The sequence below is a fragment of the Nocardia sp. BMG111209 genome, from assembly GCF_000381925.1.
Lineage (GTDB): Bacteria > Actinomycetota > Actinomycetes > Mycobacteriales > Mycobacteriaceae > Nocardia.
In genome coordinates this window covers 2,556,627-2,573,846 of sequence record NZ_KB907307.1, presented here as the reverse complement: position 1 = coordinate 2,573,846, position 17,220 = coordinate 2,556,627, and the positions used below count along the sequence as shown (strand labels likewise).

18 protein-coding genes and 1 pseudogene are annotated in these 17,220 nt (G+C 68.3%); 9 read left to right on the top strand and 10 right to left on the bottom strand.

Going from position 1 to position 17,220, the window contains the following annotated elements; all coding sequences use genetic code 11:
* Nucleotide 1: 1 nt before the first annotated feature.
* A complete protein-coding gene (locus G361_RS0111855; protein WP_026342952.1) occupies nt 2-811 on the bottom strand; it encodes an ABC transporter permease in 810 nt (269 codons plus the stop codon).
* Nucleotides 812-1,262: 451 nt separating this feature from the next.
* On the opposite strand from G361_RS0111855, the gene G361_RS0111850 reads away from it, so the two are divergent.
* The 4 genes from G361_RS0111850 to G361_RS0111835 all read left to right on the top strand — a co-directional run bounded on the left by G361_RS0111850 (nt 1,263) and on the right by G361_RS0111835 (nt 4,312).
* A complete protein-coding gene (locus tag G361_RS0111850) occupies nt 1,263-1,871 on the top strand; it encodes a TetR/AcrR family transcriptional regulator (protein ID WP_019927295.1) in 609 nt (202 codons plus the stop codon).
* Nucleotides 1,872-2,064: 193 nt separating this feature from the next.
* Entirely contained in the window at nt 2,065-3,333 is a 1,269-nt protein-coding gene (locus tag G361_RS0111845) for a cytochrome P450 (RefSeq protein WP_019927294.1), read from the top strand.
* On the top strand, nt 3,330-4,076 hold the full coding sequence (locus G361_RS0111840; protein WP_019927293.1) for an SDR family NAD(P)-dependent oxidoreductase: 747 nt from the start codon (nt 3,330-3,332) through the stop codon (nt 4,074-4,076). Before G361_RS0111845 ends, G361_RS0111840 begins: the two co-directional genes overlap by 4 nt.
* A 29-nt stretch (nt 4,077-4,105) precedes the next feature.
* A complete protein-coding gene (locus G361_RS0111835) occupies nt 4,106-4,312 on the top strand; it encodes a ferredoxin (RefSeq protein ID WP_019927292.1) in 207 nt (68 codons plus the stop codon).
* A gap of 7 nt (nt 4,313-4,319) precedes the next feature.
* Here G361_RS0111835 and G361_RS0111830 read toward each other — a convergent pair whose 3' ends face one another.
* On the bottom strand, nt 4,320-5,210 hold the full coding sequence (locus tag G361_RS0111830) for an NAD(P)-dependent oxidoreductase (RefSeq protein WP_036494108.1): 891 nt from the start codon (nt 5,208-5,210) through the stop codon (nt 4,320-4,322).
* A gap of 59 nt (nt 5,211-5,269) precedes the next feature.
* On the opposite strand from G361_RS0111830, the gene G361_RS0111825 reads away from it, so the two are divergent.
* Nucleotides 5,270-5,626: a MerR family transcriptional regulator gene (locus tag G361_RS0111825; protein ID WP_026343404.1), complete on the top strand. Its 357-nt coding sequence runs from the start codon at nt 5,270-5,272 to the stop codon at nt 5,624-5,626.
* A 34-nt stretch (nt 5,627-5,660) separates the two neighbouring features.
* Here G361_RS0111825 and G361_RS0111820 read toward each other — a convergent pair whose 3' ends face one another.
* From G361_RS0111820 to G361_RS0111795, 6 genes are all read right to left on the bottom strand, one after another.
* Nucleotides 5,661-6,947: a SidA/IucD/PvdA family monooxygenase gene (locus tag G361_RS0111820; protein WP_019927289.1), complete on the bottom strand. Its 1,287-nt coding sequence runs from the start codon at nt 6,945-6,947 to the stop codon at nt 5,661-5,663.
* A gap of 8 nt (nt 6,948-6,955) precedes the next feature.
* The gene (gene lysA, locus G361_RS0111815; RefSeq protein WP_019927288.1) at nt 6,956-8,260 is read right to left on the bottom strand and encodes a diaminopimelate decarboxylase; all 1,305 of its coding nucleotides are present in this window, start codon (nt 8,258-8,260) and stop codon (nt 6,956-6,958) included.
* The gene (locus G361_RS43280; RefSeq protein ID WP_019927287.1) at nt 8,226-9,719 is read right to left on the bottom strand and encodes a class I tRNA ligase family protein; all 1,494 of its coding nucleotides are present in this window, start codon (nt 9,717-9,719) and stop codon (nt 8,226-8,228) included. Before G361_RS43280 ends, lysA begins: the two co-directional genes overlap by 35 nt.
* Entirely contained in the window at nt 9,716-10,072 is a 357-nt protein-coding gene (locus tag G361_RS0111805) for a cupin domain-containing protein (RefSeq protein ID WP_019927286.1), read from the bottom strand. The genes G361_RS43280 and G361_RS0111805 overlap by 4 nt, the downstream gene beginning before the upstream one ends.
* 34 nt (nt 10,073-10,106) lie before the next feature.
* Nucleotides 10,107-13,526 carry a non-ribosomal peptide synthetase gene (locus tag G361_RS0111800; RefSeq protein ID WP_019927285.1) on the bottom strand — a complete coding sequence of 1,140 codons (3,420 nt, stop codon included), beginning with the start codon at nt 13,524-13,526 and terminating at the stop codon, nt 10,107-10,109.
* A gap of 283 nt (nt 13,527-13,809) precedes the next feature.
* Entirely contained in the window at nt 13,810-14,748 is a 939-nt protein-coding gene (locus G361_RS0111795; protein WP_026342950.1) for an SDR family NAD(P)-dependent oxidoreductase, read from the bottom strand.
* Nucleotides 14,749-14,796: 48 nt separating this feature from the next.
* Between G361_RS0111795 and G361_RS49350 the strand changes: the two genes are divergently transcribed.
* The 4 genes and pseudogenes from G361_RS49350 to G361_RS0111780 all read left to right on the top strand — a co-directional run bounded on the left by G361_RS49350 (nt 14,797) and on the right by G361_RS0111780 (nt 15,840).
* Complete coding sequence (locus G361_RS49350) at nt 14,797-14,940, top strand: hypothetical protein (RefSeq protein ID WP_019927283.1); 144 nt, start codon at nt 14,797-14,799, stop codon at nt 14,938-14,940.
* Between the two features lie 46 nt (nt 14,941-14,986).
* Nucleotides 14,987-15,157 (top strand): annotated as a pseudogene (locus G361_RS51785) (hypothetical protein); the annotation flags it as partial.
* A gap of 135 nt (nt 15,158-15,292) precedes the next feature.
* Nucleotides 15,293-15,592 carry a hypothetical protein gene (locus G361_RS51780; protein WP_369797919.1) on the top strand — a complete coding sequence of 100 codons (300 nt, stop codon included), beginning with the start codon at nt 15,293-15,295 and terminating at the stop codon, nt 15,590-15,592.
* Between the two features lie 56 nt (nt 15,593-15,648).
* Nucleotides 15,649-15,840, top strand: a complete 192-nt coding sequence (locus G361_RS0111780) for a hypothetical protein (protein WP_019927281.1) — start codon at nt 15,649-15,651, stop codon at nt 15,838-15,840.
* A 52-nt stretch (nt 15,841-15,892) separates the two neighbouring features.
* Here the strand turns inward: G361_RS0111780 and G361_RS0111775 are convergent, their stop codons facing one another.
* Complete coding sequence (locus tag G361_RS0111775; RefSeq protein WP_019927280.1) at nt 15,893-16,510, bottom strand: SAM-dependent methyltransferase; 618 nt, start codon at nt 16,508-16,510, stop codon at nt 15,893-15,895.
* Between the two features lie 11 nt (nt 16,511-16,521).
* Complete coding sequence (locus tag G361_RS0111770) at nt 16,522-17,190, bottom strand: PIG-L deacetylase family protein (protein ID WP_231386855.1); 669 nt, start codon at nt 17,188-17,190, stop codon at nt 16,522-16,524.
* Nucleotides 17,191-17,220: the final 30 nt, after the last annotated feature.

Below are 17,220 nucleotides of genomic sequence, written 5' to 3'. Positions count from 1 at the left end.
GTCACAGACCGGCTCTCGGGAACAGCAGCAGATACAGCTGGGTGAAGGCGACGTTCACGAGCATGAGCAGCAGGACCGAGGCGACCACCGTCGAATTCACCGCATTGGCGACCCCGGCCGGACCGCCGCGTGCCGACAATCCCTTCTCGCAGGCCACCACCGCGACGATGGCGCCGTACACGACCGCCTTGACGACCGCGAGCACCAGATCGCCGACGGTGGCGAAGGAGGCGAAGGTGGCGACGAAACTGCCCGGGGCGCCGCGCTGCACGAAGACGTTGAACAGATAGCCGCCGAGGAATCCGACGAAGCAGACGAATCCGGTCAGCGACACGCTGACCAGGATCGACGCCGCGAAGCGGGGCACCACCAGGCGGCGCACGACCGAGATGCCCATCACCTCCATGGCATCGATCTCGTCGCGGATCCGGCGGGATCCGAGGTCGGCGCACACCGCCGAGCCGACGGCCGCGGCCATCAGCAGCGCGGCGACCATCGGTGCGCCCTGGCGGATCACGGCCAGCCCGCTGGCCGCGCCCGCCAGCGACGTGGCGCCGACCTGCCCGGCCAGCAGGCCGAACTGGATGGACAGGGTCACGCCGATCGGCAGCGCCACGAAGATGGTGGGCAGCATCGCCGCCGACGCCATGAACGCCGCCTGCCGGACGAACTCCTCCACCGGAAAACGTCCCCGGATCAGGTCCAGCGCCAGGTACCGGGTGCTGCGGACACCGAGTACGAACTGGCCGCCGACGGTCTCGAACGCCGCGACCGGATGCCGGCGCAGATATTCGCGCGCCGATCGTGCCATGCGTTGCGAGGGAAGTAGTTCCGGCTCCCGTGCGGTATCGATGTGCTCATCGCCGTTGATTGCCAACCGGTTTCGCTCGACCGTCATGGACTGCATCCCTCGGGTATCTCATCTGATTCGGGACGAACCACCATCGGGTGCGAATCCGTCGATGGTGTGCTAATCAAGTGCTCAGCATGAACACGCTGAGCATATGATTAGCACGATGCAGACGGCCGGTCAACAGTGCTCGCACCGTCCGGCGGCCGGTCGGCGAGCGCGCCCGAATGATCGCTGCGCGTAAGCGAACCCGGTTCCGCGGTGCGGGCGAACCGGCTCCGGTCACGGCCGCTGCGTCCGGGTGGCGATGTTGCTGGGTAGCGTGGATCGGTGCGGCGCCGGGTGTGACGTCGCTGGGCCGTCCCGCGGTCGTGGCAATGTCCGGTGACGGCGAATCGGAGGTTTGGGGCAGATGGAATCGAAGCGGCGGATCGGTTCGGCCGACGCGAAGAATCGGAGCGTCCTGCTGGACGCCGCCGAGCGGCTGATGCTGGAAGAGGGCTACGCCGCGGTCAGTTCGCGGAGTGTGGCGCGCGCGGCGGGCCTGAAGTACCAGCTGGTCTACTACTACTTCCGCACGATGGACGACCTGTTCCTCGCCGTGTTCCGGCGGCGCGCGACGGACGGCCTGCGGCGGCAGGCGGACATCCTGAAGGCCGCGAATCCCTTGCGCGCCCTGTGGGAATTCGATCTGGAGGCGGCGTCCACCGGCGCGCTCACCATGGAATTCGTGGCACTGGCCAACCATCGCGAGGTGATCCGGGAGGCCCTGGCCGACTACTCGCGCCGGTTCCGGGAGGCCGAGATCGAGATCGTGCGCACGATCATGGCGCAGCATCCGGTCGATCTCGGCGGCGTGCCGGCCGAGGTGATGGCCTTCGTGATGGCGGGAGTGTCGCGGACGATCGCGCTCGAGGCCACCCTGGGCATGACCGTCGCGCACCCGGAAACCCTGTCGTTCGTGCGCGACCTGCTCGCGCGTTTCGGCGAGTTACCACCGGAAATGGCTGTGGGCGACTGATTTTCGCCGCCCCGGCACCCGGCCCGCGACCGGCCCCCGGGTCTTGACCGCTCCGGCCCGCGCATGCTAATCATGTGTTCAGCATTGCTGAGCGGTTGATTAGCACGGGTGGCGTCCGACCACCCTCGCAGCGCGCAGCAGACCTCGGTGTCCGGCGGCCGTGCCGATGCTGTGTCCTGACCAGGAGCCTGTCGTGAGCCTGTTCGACGAGATCGACTTCTTCACCGACACAACGATTGTCGACGATCCGTACCCCTACTTCGAAGCCCTGCGGGCCCGCTGCCCGGTGGTCCGCGAACCGCATCACGGCGTGCTGGCGGTGACCGGTTACGATGCCGCCGTCGAGGTGTATCGCAACCACGAGGTCTTCTCCAGCTGCGTCGCCCCGAGCGGTCCGTTCCCGGGCCTGCCGTTCGATCCCGAGGGCGCCGATATCGGCGCCCTGATCGAGCAGCACCGCGCCGCCTTCCCGCTGCACGAGCACATGGTCACCTTCGACCAGCCGCAGCACACCGCTCACCGGGACCTGCTGAAGGCGTTGTTCACGCCCCGGCGGTTGAAGGAGAACGAGGAGTTCGTGTGGGTGCAGGCGGACCGCATGCTCGACGAATTCGTCGAGCAGGGCAAGGTCGAATTCCTGCACACCTACGCGCAGCCGTTCGCGATGCTGGTGATCGCCAATCTGCTCGGTGTGCCGGAGGAGGACTACACCGCCTTCCGGCAGGTGTTGTCGAACACCTCACCTCCCGGCGCCATCGTCGACGAGATGATGGTCGGTAATCCGCTGGAGTTCCTGAGCACTCGTTTCACCGCCTACCTCGAGGAGCGGCGGCGGGAACCGCGCGCGGATGTGTTGTCCGCCTTGGCTTCCGCGCGTTTCCCCGACGGTTCGTTGCCGGAGATCGCCGACCTGGTGCACCTGTCGTCCTTCCTGTTCGCCGCGGGTCAGGAGACCACCGCGCGGGTGATGACGGCCGGTCTGCGGGTTCTCGCCGAGAATCCTGGCATGCAGGAGGACCTGCGCGCGGCCCCGGATCGGATCGCCGGCTTCGTCGAGGAATGCCTGCGGCTCGAGGCCCCGGTCAAGACCGATTTCCGGCTCGCCCGTGAGGCCACCACGATCGGCGGGGTGGACGTGCCGGCCGGGAGCATCGTGATGGTGCTGCCCGGTGCGGCCAATCGCGACCCGTCCCGATTCGAGAATCCCGGGGTGTTCGAACTCGATCGGCCCAATGCCCGCGAGCACATCTCCTTCGCCCGCGGCATCCACACCTGTCCGGGAGGGCCGTTGGCGCGCATGGAGTCTCGCATCAGTTTCGAACTGATTCTGCACCGCATGCGCGATATCCGGATCTCGGACGCCGAGCACGGTCCGGCCACCGCCCGCACCCTGCACTACGAACCGACCTACGTGTTGCGCGGACTCAGCGCGCTGCACCTCGAATTCACTCCGGCGCAATGAATTCCAGAGTAGCCATCGTCACCGGAGCCGCCTCGGGCATCGGCCTGGCGATCTCGCGCAAACTGGTCGAAGGGTCGCACGCCGTCGCATTGTTCGACCGGCAGGGTGAGGCCGTGCGGAAGGCCGCGGCCGAACTCGCCTTCGCCGGCGGCCGCACGACGGCCTTCGAGGTCGACGTGACCGACCGGACCGCCGTCGACGCCGCGGTCCGTGCGGTCCGATCGGAGTACGGCCCGGTGGAGATCGTCGTCACCAGCGCCGGAATCGAGGAGTTCACGCCGTTCACCGAGATCACGACCGAGCAGTGGGACCGGGTGCTCGCGGTCAATCTCGGCGGCACCTTTTCCTGCATTCAGGCGAGCGTCCCCGACATGATCGAGAGCGGATGGGGGCGGATCGTCACGATCTCCTCGTCGAGCGCACAATCCGGGGCCCGCAACATGGCCCACTACGTGGCGTCCAAGGGTGCGGTCATCGGACTCACGAAAGCCCTCGCCGCCGAACTGTCGCCGAAAGGCATCACGGTCAACAGCATTCCGCCGTCGATCATCGATACGCCGATGGCGCACCAGGCCACCGCCGCCGGCTTCTTTCCCGGCATCGAGGCCGTCATCCCGGCGACACCGGTCCGGCGGGCCGGCACCCCCGACGACGTCGCGGCCGCCTGCGCCTTCTTGTGTTCCGACAGTGCGGGTTTCATCACCGGCCAACTGATCGGCGTCAACGGCGGTCTCTACATCTGAGTAATTCGCTCGATCTCCCGGAGGGGACGATGAAGATCAATATCGATGCGGCCCGGTGCGAAGGCCACGCCCTGTGCGCAACCATCGCCCCCGGCATTTTCGAGGTCGGCAACGACGACCTGGCCACCGTGATCGACCCGGCGCCGGACCCGAGCTCCTGGCGGACCGTCCGCGCCGCGGTCGACGCGTGTCCCACACTCGCGATATCGATCTCGGAGAACGGCGACGACCGCTGAGCGGATCTCACCCGCGAGGCTGCGGGATCCGCAGTGTCACAGCCAATCTGCTCAGACCCGCGTCGGCGTGGCCTGCGGCGATCGACCTGCCGATCACCGCTCGTGCCGCGTCGAGCGCGCCCGTGTCGATGCCGTGTCGCTTCGCGGCGGCGATGACATGGCGGACGCTCGCATGGGCCGAGGCGATGGTGGAGCGTTCCCCGGGATGTTCCCCGGCGTCGATCCGGTCCGCGAATCGGGTGATCATCTCGGGCAGGATGCCACCGATGCCGGTGGCGAACGGCGCCAGGTCCCGCGCGCGAATCCCCTCGGCGGACGCGAGTGCGAAGGCATGCGCGACGCCGTGTACGGCAGTGGCGAAAAGATCCAGCAGCGCAATGTCATAGGCATTCGCACGACCGATGTCCGCGCCGAGATATACGGCCGAACCGATCACCTCGACATCCCCTCGCACGGCCGCGAACGCCTCGGGAGGGCCACTGTAGAGCACGGTCGCCGCCGGGGTGCCGATCAGCGGCGTCGGGCTGAGGATGGCGCCGTCGAGATAGGTAATGCCCTGTGCCCCAGCCGATTCGGCGAGACGACGGGCCTGGGCGGGCTCCCCGCTGGTGAGGTTGATCAGCGTGCGGCCACCGCGGTCCCGCTCGCCGAGCAGGCCGACGACCGCGTCGTAGTCGCGCAGGCACACGATCGTCAGATCGGTGCTGTGGATCGCCTCGTCGACCGTGCCCGCAACCCGGACACCTTGTGCGGCAAGGGTATCGGCTCGGCCCGGCGTGCGGTTCCACACGGTGGTCGGATGCCCCGCGGCGAGCAGCGCGGTCGCGAGGGCCCGGCCCATCGGGCCGAGGCCGAGCACGCTGACGGAGCGGCGGGAAGGCGGGTCGATATTCGTCATACGGCCGACGCTAAACCCTGACGTTGACGTGAGGGTCAAGTCCGTGCTGATCTGGGCAGGTGAACATCGGTGAGCTGTCGCGTCGTACCGGCGCGAGCGTGCGGGCACTGCGGTACTACGAGGAATGCGGCCTGCTGGCGCCCGAACGCCGCCCCAACGGATATCGGGAATTCGACGAACCCGCGGTCATCGCCGTTCGCCGCATCCGAATCCTGTTGTCGGCGAGCCTGCCGACGTCGGTGATCGCCGAGATCCTGCCGTGCGTCGTCGACGAAACCGTCGTGCTGGCCGGAACATGTCCCGAACTGCGCGACGGGCTGGCCCGCGAACGGAACCGGATCACGTCCGAGATCGACGCGATGGTCGAGGCCCGCGACATTCTGGATTCGCTGATCGGCCGCCCGATGGTGTCCTGAAGCCGTGACCGGGCAAGCCCTCCTCGCGCGGCGGTCAGGGCAGACCTGCCTGGTCGGGGAGCAGGGCCGGAGCGGCGCGCACGGCGTCGATCACCCGATCCGACAGCAGGCCCAGGCAACCCAGGTTCGGGAAACCCGGCCCCTGGCTGAAGCCGGCGAGGTTGGGCAGGAACAGCATCGGTGTCAGGCCGGTGACCGCGAGGTCGGGGCCGATGGTGGCGCGCAGCCCGGGCTCGTCGATCGGTGCGCCCGCCGACGACTCCAGCAGGTCCCGTGCCTCGGCGCTGAACAGCGCGAGGAACCACAGCGGATCACCGCCTGCCGCATCCACGACCAGGTCGAAGAGGTGTGCGGTCGATCGGCCGCCGACCTCCTGGACCGACAGCAGCACCGAGTCCGGGCCGGCGTCGGCGTGCCGGACCCGGCCCGGAAGGTGCCGGATCCGGTCGTCGGGTAACAGCGACTGCTGGACGCGCGCGGAGAACACGCTGCGGTCGGTGTGCCGGATCAGTTCGAGGCGCTCGTCCGGAGGCAGTTCGGCCCACCCGGAGGGATCGCTGTAGAGGGTGCTCTCGAAGTAGCTCTCACCGCGCGTGTACAGGGTCGCGTTCGGCGACACCACGACGATGCCGGCGCCGTCGTGCCGGGTGGCCAGGACATCGACCACGGCGGCGGCGGTTTCCCCTCCGCCGAGGACGGCGATCCGGTCCGCGGCGGGCAGGGAGCGGGTGGCGGCCAACTGCCAGAATGTCGAAACACTCAGCACCCGTGGCTGATTCGGGACCAGCACCGCGGTGGCCGGCCCCGGCCCGGTGATCATGACCGTGTCGGCATCGAGTTCCTCTTCGGTGGTGGTGGTCCGCGCCGTCAGCTGCCAGCGCCGGTGATCGGTCGACACCGACACCGACACCACCTCGGCCTCGACGAGTTCGAGATCGACCCGTCGCGCGACCCACCGCAGATAGTGCGCCCAGGTGTCGTGGCGCGGCGTCGGACGGCCGCGGTCGACCCATTCGGCATAGCCGCCGTGTTCGATGAGATAGCTGTGCCAGCTGAAACGCTGCATCCGCGTGTTGATCTCGGCGCTCACCCCGTCCGCCGGTGCGCTGCGGTACGGGAATCCGATGTCCTTCTCCGGGCTGGTGTCCAAGCGCCGACGACCATCGGTCCACCCGCCGCCGGGCAGCCAATGTCCGCCCACGCCACGGTGATCGAGCGCGCGCACGGTGGGGGCGGCGTAGCCGAGGCTCCGCAGGACGTGTGCTTTCGCCGCCACCGCAACGGCTTTGGGACCGGCACCGATCACGGTGAGAGTCCGCATGGGCGGCTTCACATTTCCAGGGCGAGCAGGTCCTCGATCGTCTGCCGGCGGCGGATCAGTCGAGGAACCCCGCGGTCGATGAGGACTTCGGGTGCGAGGGGCCGTGAGTTGTAGGTGGAGGACATGCTGGCTCCGTACGCGCCGGCGTCGTGGAAGACGACCAGATCCCCGATATCGGTCGCGGGCAACGACACCGGCCGGACCTCGTGCGCCGGGTCCTGGGTGAAGACGTCGCCGGATTCGCACAGCGCGCCGGCCAGAACGGTTTCGCGAGCGAATCCGGTGCGCGGGAGGCCGTCGGGACCGAAGGCGGAGACCCGATGTGTGCTGCCGTACATGGCGGGCCGCACGAGGTCGTTGAATCCGGCGTCCACGAGCACGAAATGGTTGCCGCCCACCGGTTTGTGCGCCCGGACCTCGGTGATCAATGCACCCGAGGACGCCACCAGATACCGTCCGGGTTCGATCTCCAGCCGCACCGGACGACCGATCGCGGCGGCGATTTCCCGCCGTGCGGTATCCCAGAGCCGGAAACAGTGGTCGACGTCCGCCACGGGGTCTCCGGGTTGGTAGGGGACCGGCAGGCCGCCGCCGGCGGAGATGGCGTGAATCGGGCGCTGGTGTGCCAGAACCAGTTTCACCATCGCGTCGCAGACCTTCGCCAGGTGTCCGTGGTCCGCGCTCGACCCGACGTGCATGTGCAGGCCGATCAGATCGAGGTCGTATCGGTCGATCAGAGCCAGGTTCTCGGCCAATTGCTCGTGCCAGATGCCGTGCTTGCTCTGCGCGCCGCCGGCGCTGGTCCGGCGGCCGGGGCCGTGCCCGAATCCGGGATTGATACGGATCCACACCGGATGTCCGGGCGCGAGCCGGCCGATCTGCGACAGCATGTGTGGCGAGCCGGCGTTCACCGGCACACCCAGCTCGACGACGGTGCGCAGGGTCGGCCGGTCGAGCAGGTCGGCGGTGAGGACGATCGGCCGGTCCGGACCGTCGACGCGGTAGCCCGCGGTCAGTGCCCGATCCAGCTCCCCGGCCGAAACCACCGTGACGTGTACGCCCTCGGATCGCATCAAGCGCAGTATGTGGATATTCGAGCAGGCCTTCTGCATGTAGCGGATCACGTCGAACCGGCGCAGCGATTCGATGTGCGAGCGAATACGGCCGGCGTCGTAGACCCACAGCGGGGTACCGTGCGCCGCGGAGAGTTCGGCGATCCGGTCGCCGGTACACGGTAGCCCCGATCTCCGATCGTCCGGACCGGAAATCCGTTCCTGCTCACCGTTCTTCCGCGCAGTGGCGTCGCGTGTCATGATGCTCCGATCGAATGTGCGGCCGATGCGCCTCGCCGCGGATGGCCGTGGTACTGGGAACGGTGTGCGGGTCCGCGTACTGCGCGGCGATCCGGGCGGCCAATTCCGGTACGAGCGGCGCGGCCCACACCGCGATGGCACGCAGGCCGTGCACGCCCAATGCCGGTTCGGCACAGGTTCGTTCGGCCAGCAGTGCCAGCAGATTCGCCGTGGTTTCCGCCGCTCGGCGGATGCTGAAGTCCGGTAGCGAATACGCCTGCCGCATCCGGTCGCGGTAGCCGTCGAGCAGCGGGTACGCGGTGCCCGGGACCGGACGGCCGGACAGCGGTTCGAGCGCCGCGGCGATCGCGTTCAGCGGGTCGTGCAACCGGGTGCGCACGGTGTGCCGGAACTGCGCGTCGGAGAAGTCCGAGGTCTGTAGTTCGGGGTTGGTCAGGGCCAGGTAGAAGCGCGCGTCGTCGGCGCCGTGCCGGACGACCAGATCGCGTGCCCCGATCACATGCCGGCGACTGGTGGAGAATTTGGCGCCGTCGAGGTGATAGAACTCGTTGGTCACGATGGCCGTGGGGAGGATCAGGCCGCCGTGCGCGAAGGTCAGCGCGAGGTGGGCGAGCGAGAAATAGAACGTATTGTCGTAGCCCAGGAATTGCACCAGTTCGTAGCCGGAACCGGCCCGCCACACGTCGGTGGCCGAACGCACCAGGCCGGGCAGCATCTCCGCCCAGGCATTGAACACCTGCCCGCCGTAGCCGTCGAGGGTCACCGGGATTCCCCAGTCCGCGGGATAGGTGATCGGGAAGTCGGGTAGCGGCCGGGACAGCATCTCCGTGACGAACCGCAGTACGTGCGGGCGCACGGTGTCGCGCCGATCGGTGTAGAACCGCACGAACCGCTCGCGGTAATCCTCCAGTGGGAGAACGAGAATCGGCACGGTCCGGGCGACGGTGCCGTCCTCGCCGTAGAGCGGCCCCGGGCCGCCGGGGTGTCCGCACAGTTCGCAGACGGTCCCGCACACGGTCGCCAGGCAGGTCCGGCAGTATCCCGGCGCGAAGGCCTCCAGCCGGTGGCGACCGGTGTCCGGTTCGTAGCGAAAAACCCACTCGCGCCGGGCAAGTGCGCCTTTGTCGTACAGTTCGGCGAAAAACCCGGCGACGTCGGCCCGGTACGCGGCGTCGGGGGTCCGCAGCACGTCCATGTCGATGCCGGCGACCCGCAGAGTTTCCCGGATGTCGGCACCGCAGTGCGCGGCGAACTCACCAGGTTCCCGGCCCAGTCCCTGTGCGGTGGTCACCACATAGGTCTGGTGATCGTCCACGCCGGACACATATTTCACGGTGTGGCCGAGCATGCGCTGCGCCCGGGTGAACACGTCCGCGCCGAGATACGGACCGGCCACATGACCGACATGCAGATCGCCGTTGGGCGTCGGCGGGGTGGCGGTGACGAGGAATCCGGTCACGAGGCGCCGCCCAGCGGACCCTGCGACCACACCGAGATGAGCTCGAGTATGTCTGTGGCCGAACAGTTTTCGAAGAAATGGAGCTGCCGGGAGCCGACCACGAAGGCGTCGCCGGGACCGATCTCGAGACTCTCGTCGTCGACATGGACCCGGCCGTGTCCGCGCACCACATAGAACTGCTCGTGGTCGACGTGGCGGTGGGGCGTGCTGACCGTGCCCGGCGCCACCGCGCACACACCCATTCCGGTGTCGGACGGGCCGGTGTGCCCCCAGGGCAGGATGCGGCGGACCTCGCACCCGTGCTCCTGCCGCACCGCGGCATCCGCGCGCCGTTGGAAAGCGAGGCCGGTCATGTGCGCACCTCTCGGATGGGAACGGATCGGGTGGTCATCGGTTCGCCAGATCGCGCACGGTGAGTTCGGCGCGGAACAGGTCCGCGACACTCACGTCGAACCCGGCGGCCCTGGCCAGCCCGGCGAGATGCATTCCGGCGAGCGAACTTCCGCCGAGCGCGAGAAACGAGGCGCCGACGTCGACCTCGTCCACCTCCAGCACCTCGGACCAGATCGCGGCGAGCGCGGCCTCGCGATCGGTCCGTGGCGCAGTGGCCACCGGCGCGCGGACGGCGGTGCCTCGTGCGGGAAAAGCCTTCTCGCGCAGGGGTTCCGGCCGTTGCGGCCGGTTCGCGGCGACCCGGTGCACGAGGTCGCCGACCGTGCCGGACCCGCCGGTCGCGATCGCCGCCAGCACATCACGAAATGCCGCGAGCACCGTGTCCACCAGATTCGCGTCGAAGCAGGCCCGGTCGTAGGTGACCCGGAAGTAGAGCTGTTGTTCCGGAACGGCTTCGATCGCCAGGGGATAGTTGGTCCAGCCGACGTAGCGTTCCTGGCGCATGTCCACACCGCCGCGGCCGGTCCACCCGGTGCGGCGGGGGAAGTTCTCGAAGACGAGCAACGACTCGAACATGAGCTGCCCGTTCGGCAGGTCCGTATGCTGCTGGATCGAGGGCAGCGGGTAATGGTCGTGAGCACGGGCGGCGACCTGCGCGTGCTGAATTCGCTGGAGCCAGACCCCGATCGCCCGGTCGTCCTCCAGCCGGACCCGCATCGGCATCGTGTTGATGAAGATTCCGACGATGTCCTCGACGCCGGCCAGGGCGAGCGGCCGGTGGGTGACGGTGATACCGAAACACACATCGGATCGGTCGCCGAATCCGCCGAGCACGATCGCCCACGCCGCCTGCACCATCGAGTTCAGCGTCAGCTGATGTGCGCGCCCGTAGTCGAGCAGCTGTTCGGTGAGCTGTTCGCCCAGATCGAGCCGGGCCTCGGCATGCAACTCCTGCGCGCTCGCCGACAGTCCGAGCCGGGTGGACGTGCCGATGACGGTCGGCCCGCCGAATTCGGCCAGGCGCTCGGCCCAGTACTGCCGCGCCGCGGTGCCGTCCTGCCGTTCCAGGAAAGTCACGTAATCACCGAACGAGCGTGCCGGCGCCAACTGCGGTGGCACGCCCGCCCGGTCGGCCCGGTAGATCTCGAGGACGTCGCGTAACAGCACCGACAACGACCAGGCATCGAGGATCAGATGGTGATAGCTGATCACCAGCTCGAACGTCGTCGTGCCGAGCCGGACCAGCGTCAACCGCAACAGCGGCGCCCGGTCGAGGTCGAATCCGCGGCGCCGGTCCTCGCCGAGATGATCCGCCAGCAGATCCGGCCAGTCCGCACGGCCGGACCAGTCGACGGTCGTCCATTCCGGCCGTGCGCCACGCTGAACCACCTGCATCGGCCGGGGCAGGTCGCGGGTGGCGATCCGTACCCGCAGGATCTCGTGCCGGTCGGCGACCTGCTGCCACGCGCGCTGGTAGGCGGCGACGTCGAGTTCGCCGTCGAGGGCATGGACGATCTGCTCGAAGTAGACCCCCGAATCGGCGTCGAGCAGCGAATGGAACAGCATGCCCAGCTGTGTCGGGGTGAGCGGGTACGCGTTCTCGATGCCGGCCGGATCGGCGGCCGCGCGCCGTACCGCGGCGAGTTCCGCGGCGGACATCGTGTCACCGGCCGGATCTGCGGCCGCGGCGCGCGCCGGACCGGTCGCGACATATCGCGCCGTTTCCGCGACGGTCGGTGTGTCGAACACCTGGGTCGTACTCAGCGCGACGCCGTCCCGATGAGCCTTCGCGGAGACCAGGAAGCCCTGGATCGAGTCACCGCCGAGGGCGAAGAAATTGTCGTGGATACCCACCTCGGGTACCGACAGTTGTTCGGCCCATACCCCGCACAGGTAGGTTTCGAGTTCGGTGCGCGGCGCGGTGTAGGACTCGGTGGCCGCCAGCTGCCGGCCCGGCAAATCCATGAGGGCGCGGCGATCGACTTTCGTGTTGTGGGTCAACGGAATCGCGTCGACCACCACGAACGCCGCCGGAACCATATGGTCGGGGAGCCGCTCGGACAGCCGCTCGCGGATCGCCGCCGCGGTCAGCGTGTCGCCGTCGCCGATCAGATAGGCGATCAGCCGCTGGTGCCCGTTCGCGCCGCGCTGTCCCACCGCGACCGCGTCCTCGACGCCGGGAAGCTCGCGCAGCCGGACCTCGACCTCGCCCAGCTCCACCCGGAAGCCGGCGATCTTCACCTGATCGTCCATCCGGCCGAGCAGTTCGATCCGGCCGTCCGCGGAGCGGCGAGCCAGGTCCCCGGTACGAAACGTCCTGCCGTGGACGGTGTCGACGAACCGGGCCGCGGTGAGTTCCGGCAGCCCGCTGTAGCCCGACGACATCCCGGCGCCGGTCATGCACAGCTCGCCGGTCCCGCCGTCCGGGACCGGCCCCAGCGTGTCGTCGAGGATGTGCGGGGTCAGCTCGGCGGCGGAACCCACCGGTACGAAGCCGTCGTACGCGGCGCCGCGCAGACATTCGAACCGGGTGCAGTACAATGCCTCGGTGAGGCCGTAGAGGTTGAACAGCCGCGCGCCGGGACCGGTCGCGAAATACCGTTCCGGCAGATCGCCCGGCATGACGTCGCTGCTGCAGAACACGTACTCGAGTGACGTATTGGCGGCGAACGCCGGATTGTCGAGCATCCCGGACAGCAGCGCGGGCAATACCAGCACCACGGCGACGTCGTATTCGTTGATCATCTCGACCAGGCGGTCCGGATCCTTGTGCGCACCGGGTGGCACGATCACGATCGTGCCGCCGAACAGCATCGGCCAGAACACCTCACGAACGAGGTTGGTGATGCTGAGGGTGGTGCGCAGCAGTTGCCGCCGGCCGGGCTCGAGCGGGAACGCGGACTGCAGCCATTGCTGGCCACTGAGCAGGGCACGGTGGGTGAGCACCACGCCCTTGGGCACTCCGGTCGACCCGGAGGTGTAGAACGCGAAGGCGGGCGCGTCGTCGTCCAGGTCGACCGGACGGGTAAGAGGCGCGCCGGACACCGCGGCCTCGGCCTCGACCTCGTCGGCGTCGTGGGAGCCGCGTAACGCGCGCTCGGTGAGTACGACAGTGACTCCGGAATGTTCCAGGATCGTGGCCCGGCGCGTGACCGGATCCTCCGGATCGATCGGCACGCAGACGCCACCGGCACGCAACAGCCCGAAGACGGCGGGAACCAGCGTGAGCGAGCGCAGCATGTGCAGGCCCACCCGGTCGCCCGGCCGGACCCCGCGGGCGACGAGCGCGGCGGCCACCCGATCCGCGGCAGCGTCGATCTCGGCGAACGTCATGGCGTCGTCGCCGTACAGTGCGGCGATATCGTCCGGGGCCTTCGTCGCCTGCGCGACCAGCAGATCATGCAGGAAAGGCACGATATTCCTTCCCCTTCCCGTTCTCGGCGTTGTCGACGATCATTGCGGCACAGCGCAATCGGTCTCGGCTCGAACAAGAATCCCGGGTATCGGCGGACGTCGTTCCCGGTGAATCCGTTACTCGTCGCTCACTCGCGGATCACGGATTCGCCGGCCTCGCGGCTGTTGCCACACCGGCCGGACGACCACCCGATGCGAACGGTATCACCGAGCGAATAGCCGTGTACAGCAACAGATTACAATGGAGAAACATCCGGTAATCGCGGTCCGGCTGCCTTTGCGCTCAGGCGTCCTTGTTCCCGGTTTCGTTCCGGCGGCCCACGACGTGGAACAGTTCTTCGTAGATGTGGGCCGGGACGGTGAAGGGTTCGGTTCCCGATATCGCCGGGAAGCGGCCGGCGATATCCTCCGCGGTGGGGGTGGTGTCCGGGTCTGCCATCCAGCCGTCGCCGATGCCGATGAAGACGCGGGCGAATCGACCGGCACAGGCCGAGAAATTCTGATGGCTGGTCCGGCAGGCGCGGCTGGCGAGGTAGGTGATCATCGGAACGACCTTTTCCGGCGCGATCAACTGCTCGAGTCCCGAATTCGACAGGGTGTGCGCATCGACGGTTTGCGTGACCATGCGTGAAATCCCGAACGGCAGTACCGTATTCGAGAGGATGCCGTGATCGGCTCCCTCGAGCGCGATGACATTGCTCAGCCCGACCAGTCCCGCTTTCGCGGCGCCGTAGTGCGCTTCGAGGTGCTGCCCGAACAGGCCGCCCGAGGACGAGATGAAGACGAATCGTCCGTATCCCTGCCGCTTCATCACCTCGAACGCCGGTCGGCTCACATGGAAACCGCCGTCGAGGTGGACGCTGAGCATGTGCCGCCATTGTCGCGGTGTCATCTCGTCGAAGGGGACGCTGTCGAAGATGCCGGCATTGCTGATCACGGCATCCAGACGCCCGAAATGCTCGATCGCGGTCCGGACGATGGCGTCGCCGCCTTCGGGACTGTCGACCGAGTCGAACGACGGCACCGCGTTCCCGCCCGCCGCGCGGATCTCGGCGACCACCTCGTCGGCGACGCGCGGATCGGACCCTTCACCACCCATCGTCGCGCCGAGATCGTTGACCACCACCGACGCGCCGCGCCGGGCCATATCCAGTGCGTACAGGCGGCCCAAGCCCCGGCCGGCCCCGGTCACCACGACGACCTGCCCCTCGAAGTCGATCATCACCGCACCCCCGGCAGATCCGAAGCGCGACAAGGGATTGTGCGACATATGCGCGGAGGTGTCGACGGCGTCATCACTCCAGGCTGCAAGCGCCGCGGCCGGGTGGTCAACGCCCCGCCGGGAAGTTGCGAAACCGTCGTCGCCGGCGCACAACGGTCGTTCGCGCCGCCGATGATCCGGACCAGCGCATAGCCGTGAGACACGAGCGATATCCTGTCTCGCACATGAGAGAACGAATATGACCTCCGTCCGGCGTATCGAGGAACGATCTGCGGTGAGAAGTGGCGACTGGCTTTCCGGAGTCGACCGCGGCACGGAAATGCGCGAGCGAATACTTTCGGCAGCATCGGAACTGGTCTCGCGCAACGGGTTCGAAGCGTTCACCATCGATGCCCTCGCCGCCGCGTTGCACTGCTCGCCCGCCACCGTCTACCGCCGGGCCGGCGGTAAAGCGGTCATTCTGGAATCCCTGATAGATCGGTTCTCCGAACGCATCGTCCAATCCATCCACCAGGCGCTCGAAGGTCTCGAGGGAACCGAACGCGTGGTGGCCGCGGTCCTGGTGGGCCTGGAGCACATGCGCGCCGAACCGCTCGGGCAACTGATCATGGGAGATGTCCGGCCCGGCCGGGACTCCGGCTTCGTGAGCGACTCCCCGCTGGTGACCAGGATCGCGACGGAGATGATCGGCCGCGACGACCCGGTGGCCGCGCAATGGCTGTTCCGCATCACATTCTCCCTGTGGTATTGGCCGCTCAAGGACAAACAGGCCGAATACGACCTGGTGAGACGATTCGCCGCCCCTTCCGTGATGCACGGACTCCGGGACGGCCGGACGCCGTAGTCGGCGGACGTGCCGAGGTTTAGCCGGCGCTGCGACTGGTACCCGGGAATATCGGCGTGATCGACGCCGACCGCCACGGCCATTTTCCGGAAGGGATTGTCTGCATGCTGCTCGTCGGTCTGATCCTGTTCGTCGCCGGTCTGGTGAGTAGCGTGCCGCTGGTGGCCGCTGTCGGCGCCGGTATCGTCGCAGGCGGGCTGGTTGCCCCCGCGGTGACGAAACGGGTCGCCGGCGGCAGACTCTCCTGACCCCTCGATCGCCCACCGGCATTTCGACCGGGGGCGAAGATGATTGCGCTGCTCACACCAGACCTTCGTGCTCCGCGACGGAGCGCCGCCCGGTCTGCGCGGGGGTGTATACGTCGAGGAGGAAATCGTCGTCGCGGTAGCGTGCCATCGGTGTCAGTCCCGGGTGTGCGGCGATGAGGGCGTGTACCCGATCGCCGGTGAGTGGATATTCGGGGACCGGGTGGCGCCAGTGCACACACACCAGGGTGCCGTCGCGGTCGAGGTGTGCGACGGCGGCGTCGACGGCCGTGTGCAGGCCGTCGGTGTCGAGGTAGTAGCAGACCTCGCTGAGTACGATGAGATCGAATTGTGTTGCGGGCCAGTCGTCTCCGAGCGCCCACTGCCGCAATTCCACTGTGCCGCTACCGGGTTGCCGGTCGCGGGTGAGCCGTTCGGTGGCGGTGCGCAGTGCCGCGTCGGCGATGTCGGTGGCGATGATCCGGTCGCAGCGGGGGAGCAGCTCCTGGGTGAGAATGCCTATGCCGCAACCCGGTTCGAAGGCGCAGCGGTAACGACGCTGCGGTAGTGCGGCGAGGGCGAGCGCGCGTTTGCGCTCCTCGTACCAGCGCGTGGCGAATTTCCAGGGATCGCGGTCGCGCGCGTACATCTCCTGGAAATACTCGTACGGCATCCGGCCGGGTGTCATCGGAAGTAGATCTCGGTCGGGCCGGTGAACCGGGCCACGATGTGTTCCGGGAGGATCGGCGCGTCGGCGGGATGGTCGGACAGGGGCCGGGTCTGGCTGGGGAAGCAATGCAGTGCACGGTGTTTCGCGGCCAGCGCGGCGGCCGGTAGGGACAGTGCGGCCGGGTCGGTGGTCCGCAGCCGGGGGTGGTCCGGGTGGGCCCACTGCCACATCCAGACCGGGTATTCCAGCAGCCGGGTGCCGGTGGCGGCGCAGACGGCGGCCGCTGCCCGGCCGGCGGCCTCGTGGTCGGGATGGCCGTCGTGCCGCCAGGGGGCGACGCAGCGCAGGCCGGAGGTGGGCCCGTCGGTGAGCAGGGCGTGCAGGTCCTCGGTCAGTCGGGTCTCGTGTGCGGCGAGCCGGCCGTCGGGCAGGCCGAGCCGGATCGGGGCGGCGAGGCCGAGTTCGATTGCGGCGCGGCGTGATTCCTCGGCCCGCAGGGCCGCCAGCCGGGACGGGTCGTGGGTGGGAGAACCTGGATGGGATGCCTCGCCGTCGGTGGCGACGACCACGGTGACCACCATCGCCGCGGCGGCCGCGGCGGCGAGCAGGCCGCCCGCGCCGAGTATTTCATCGTCGGGATGAGCGGCGACCACGAGCAGCCGTCGCCAGTCCCGAATCGGCAAGGGCGGACAGTGATTCCGCCACTCGGTCCA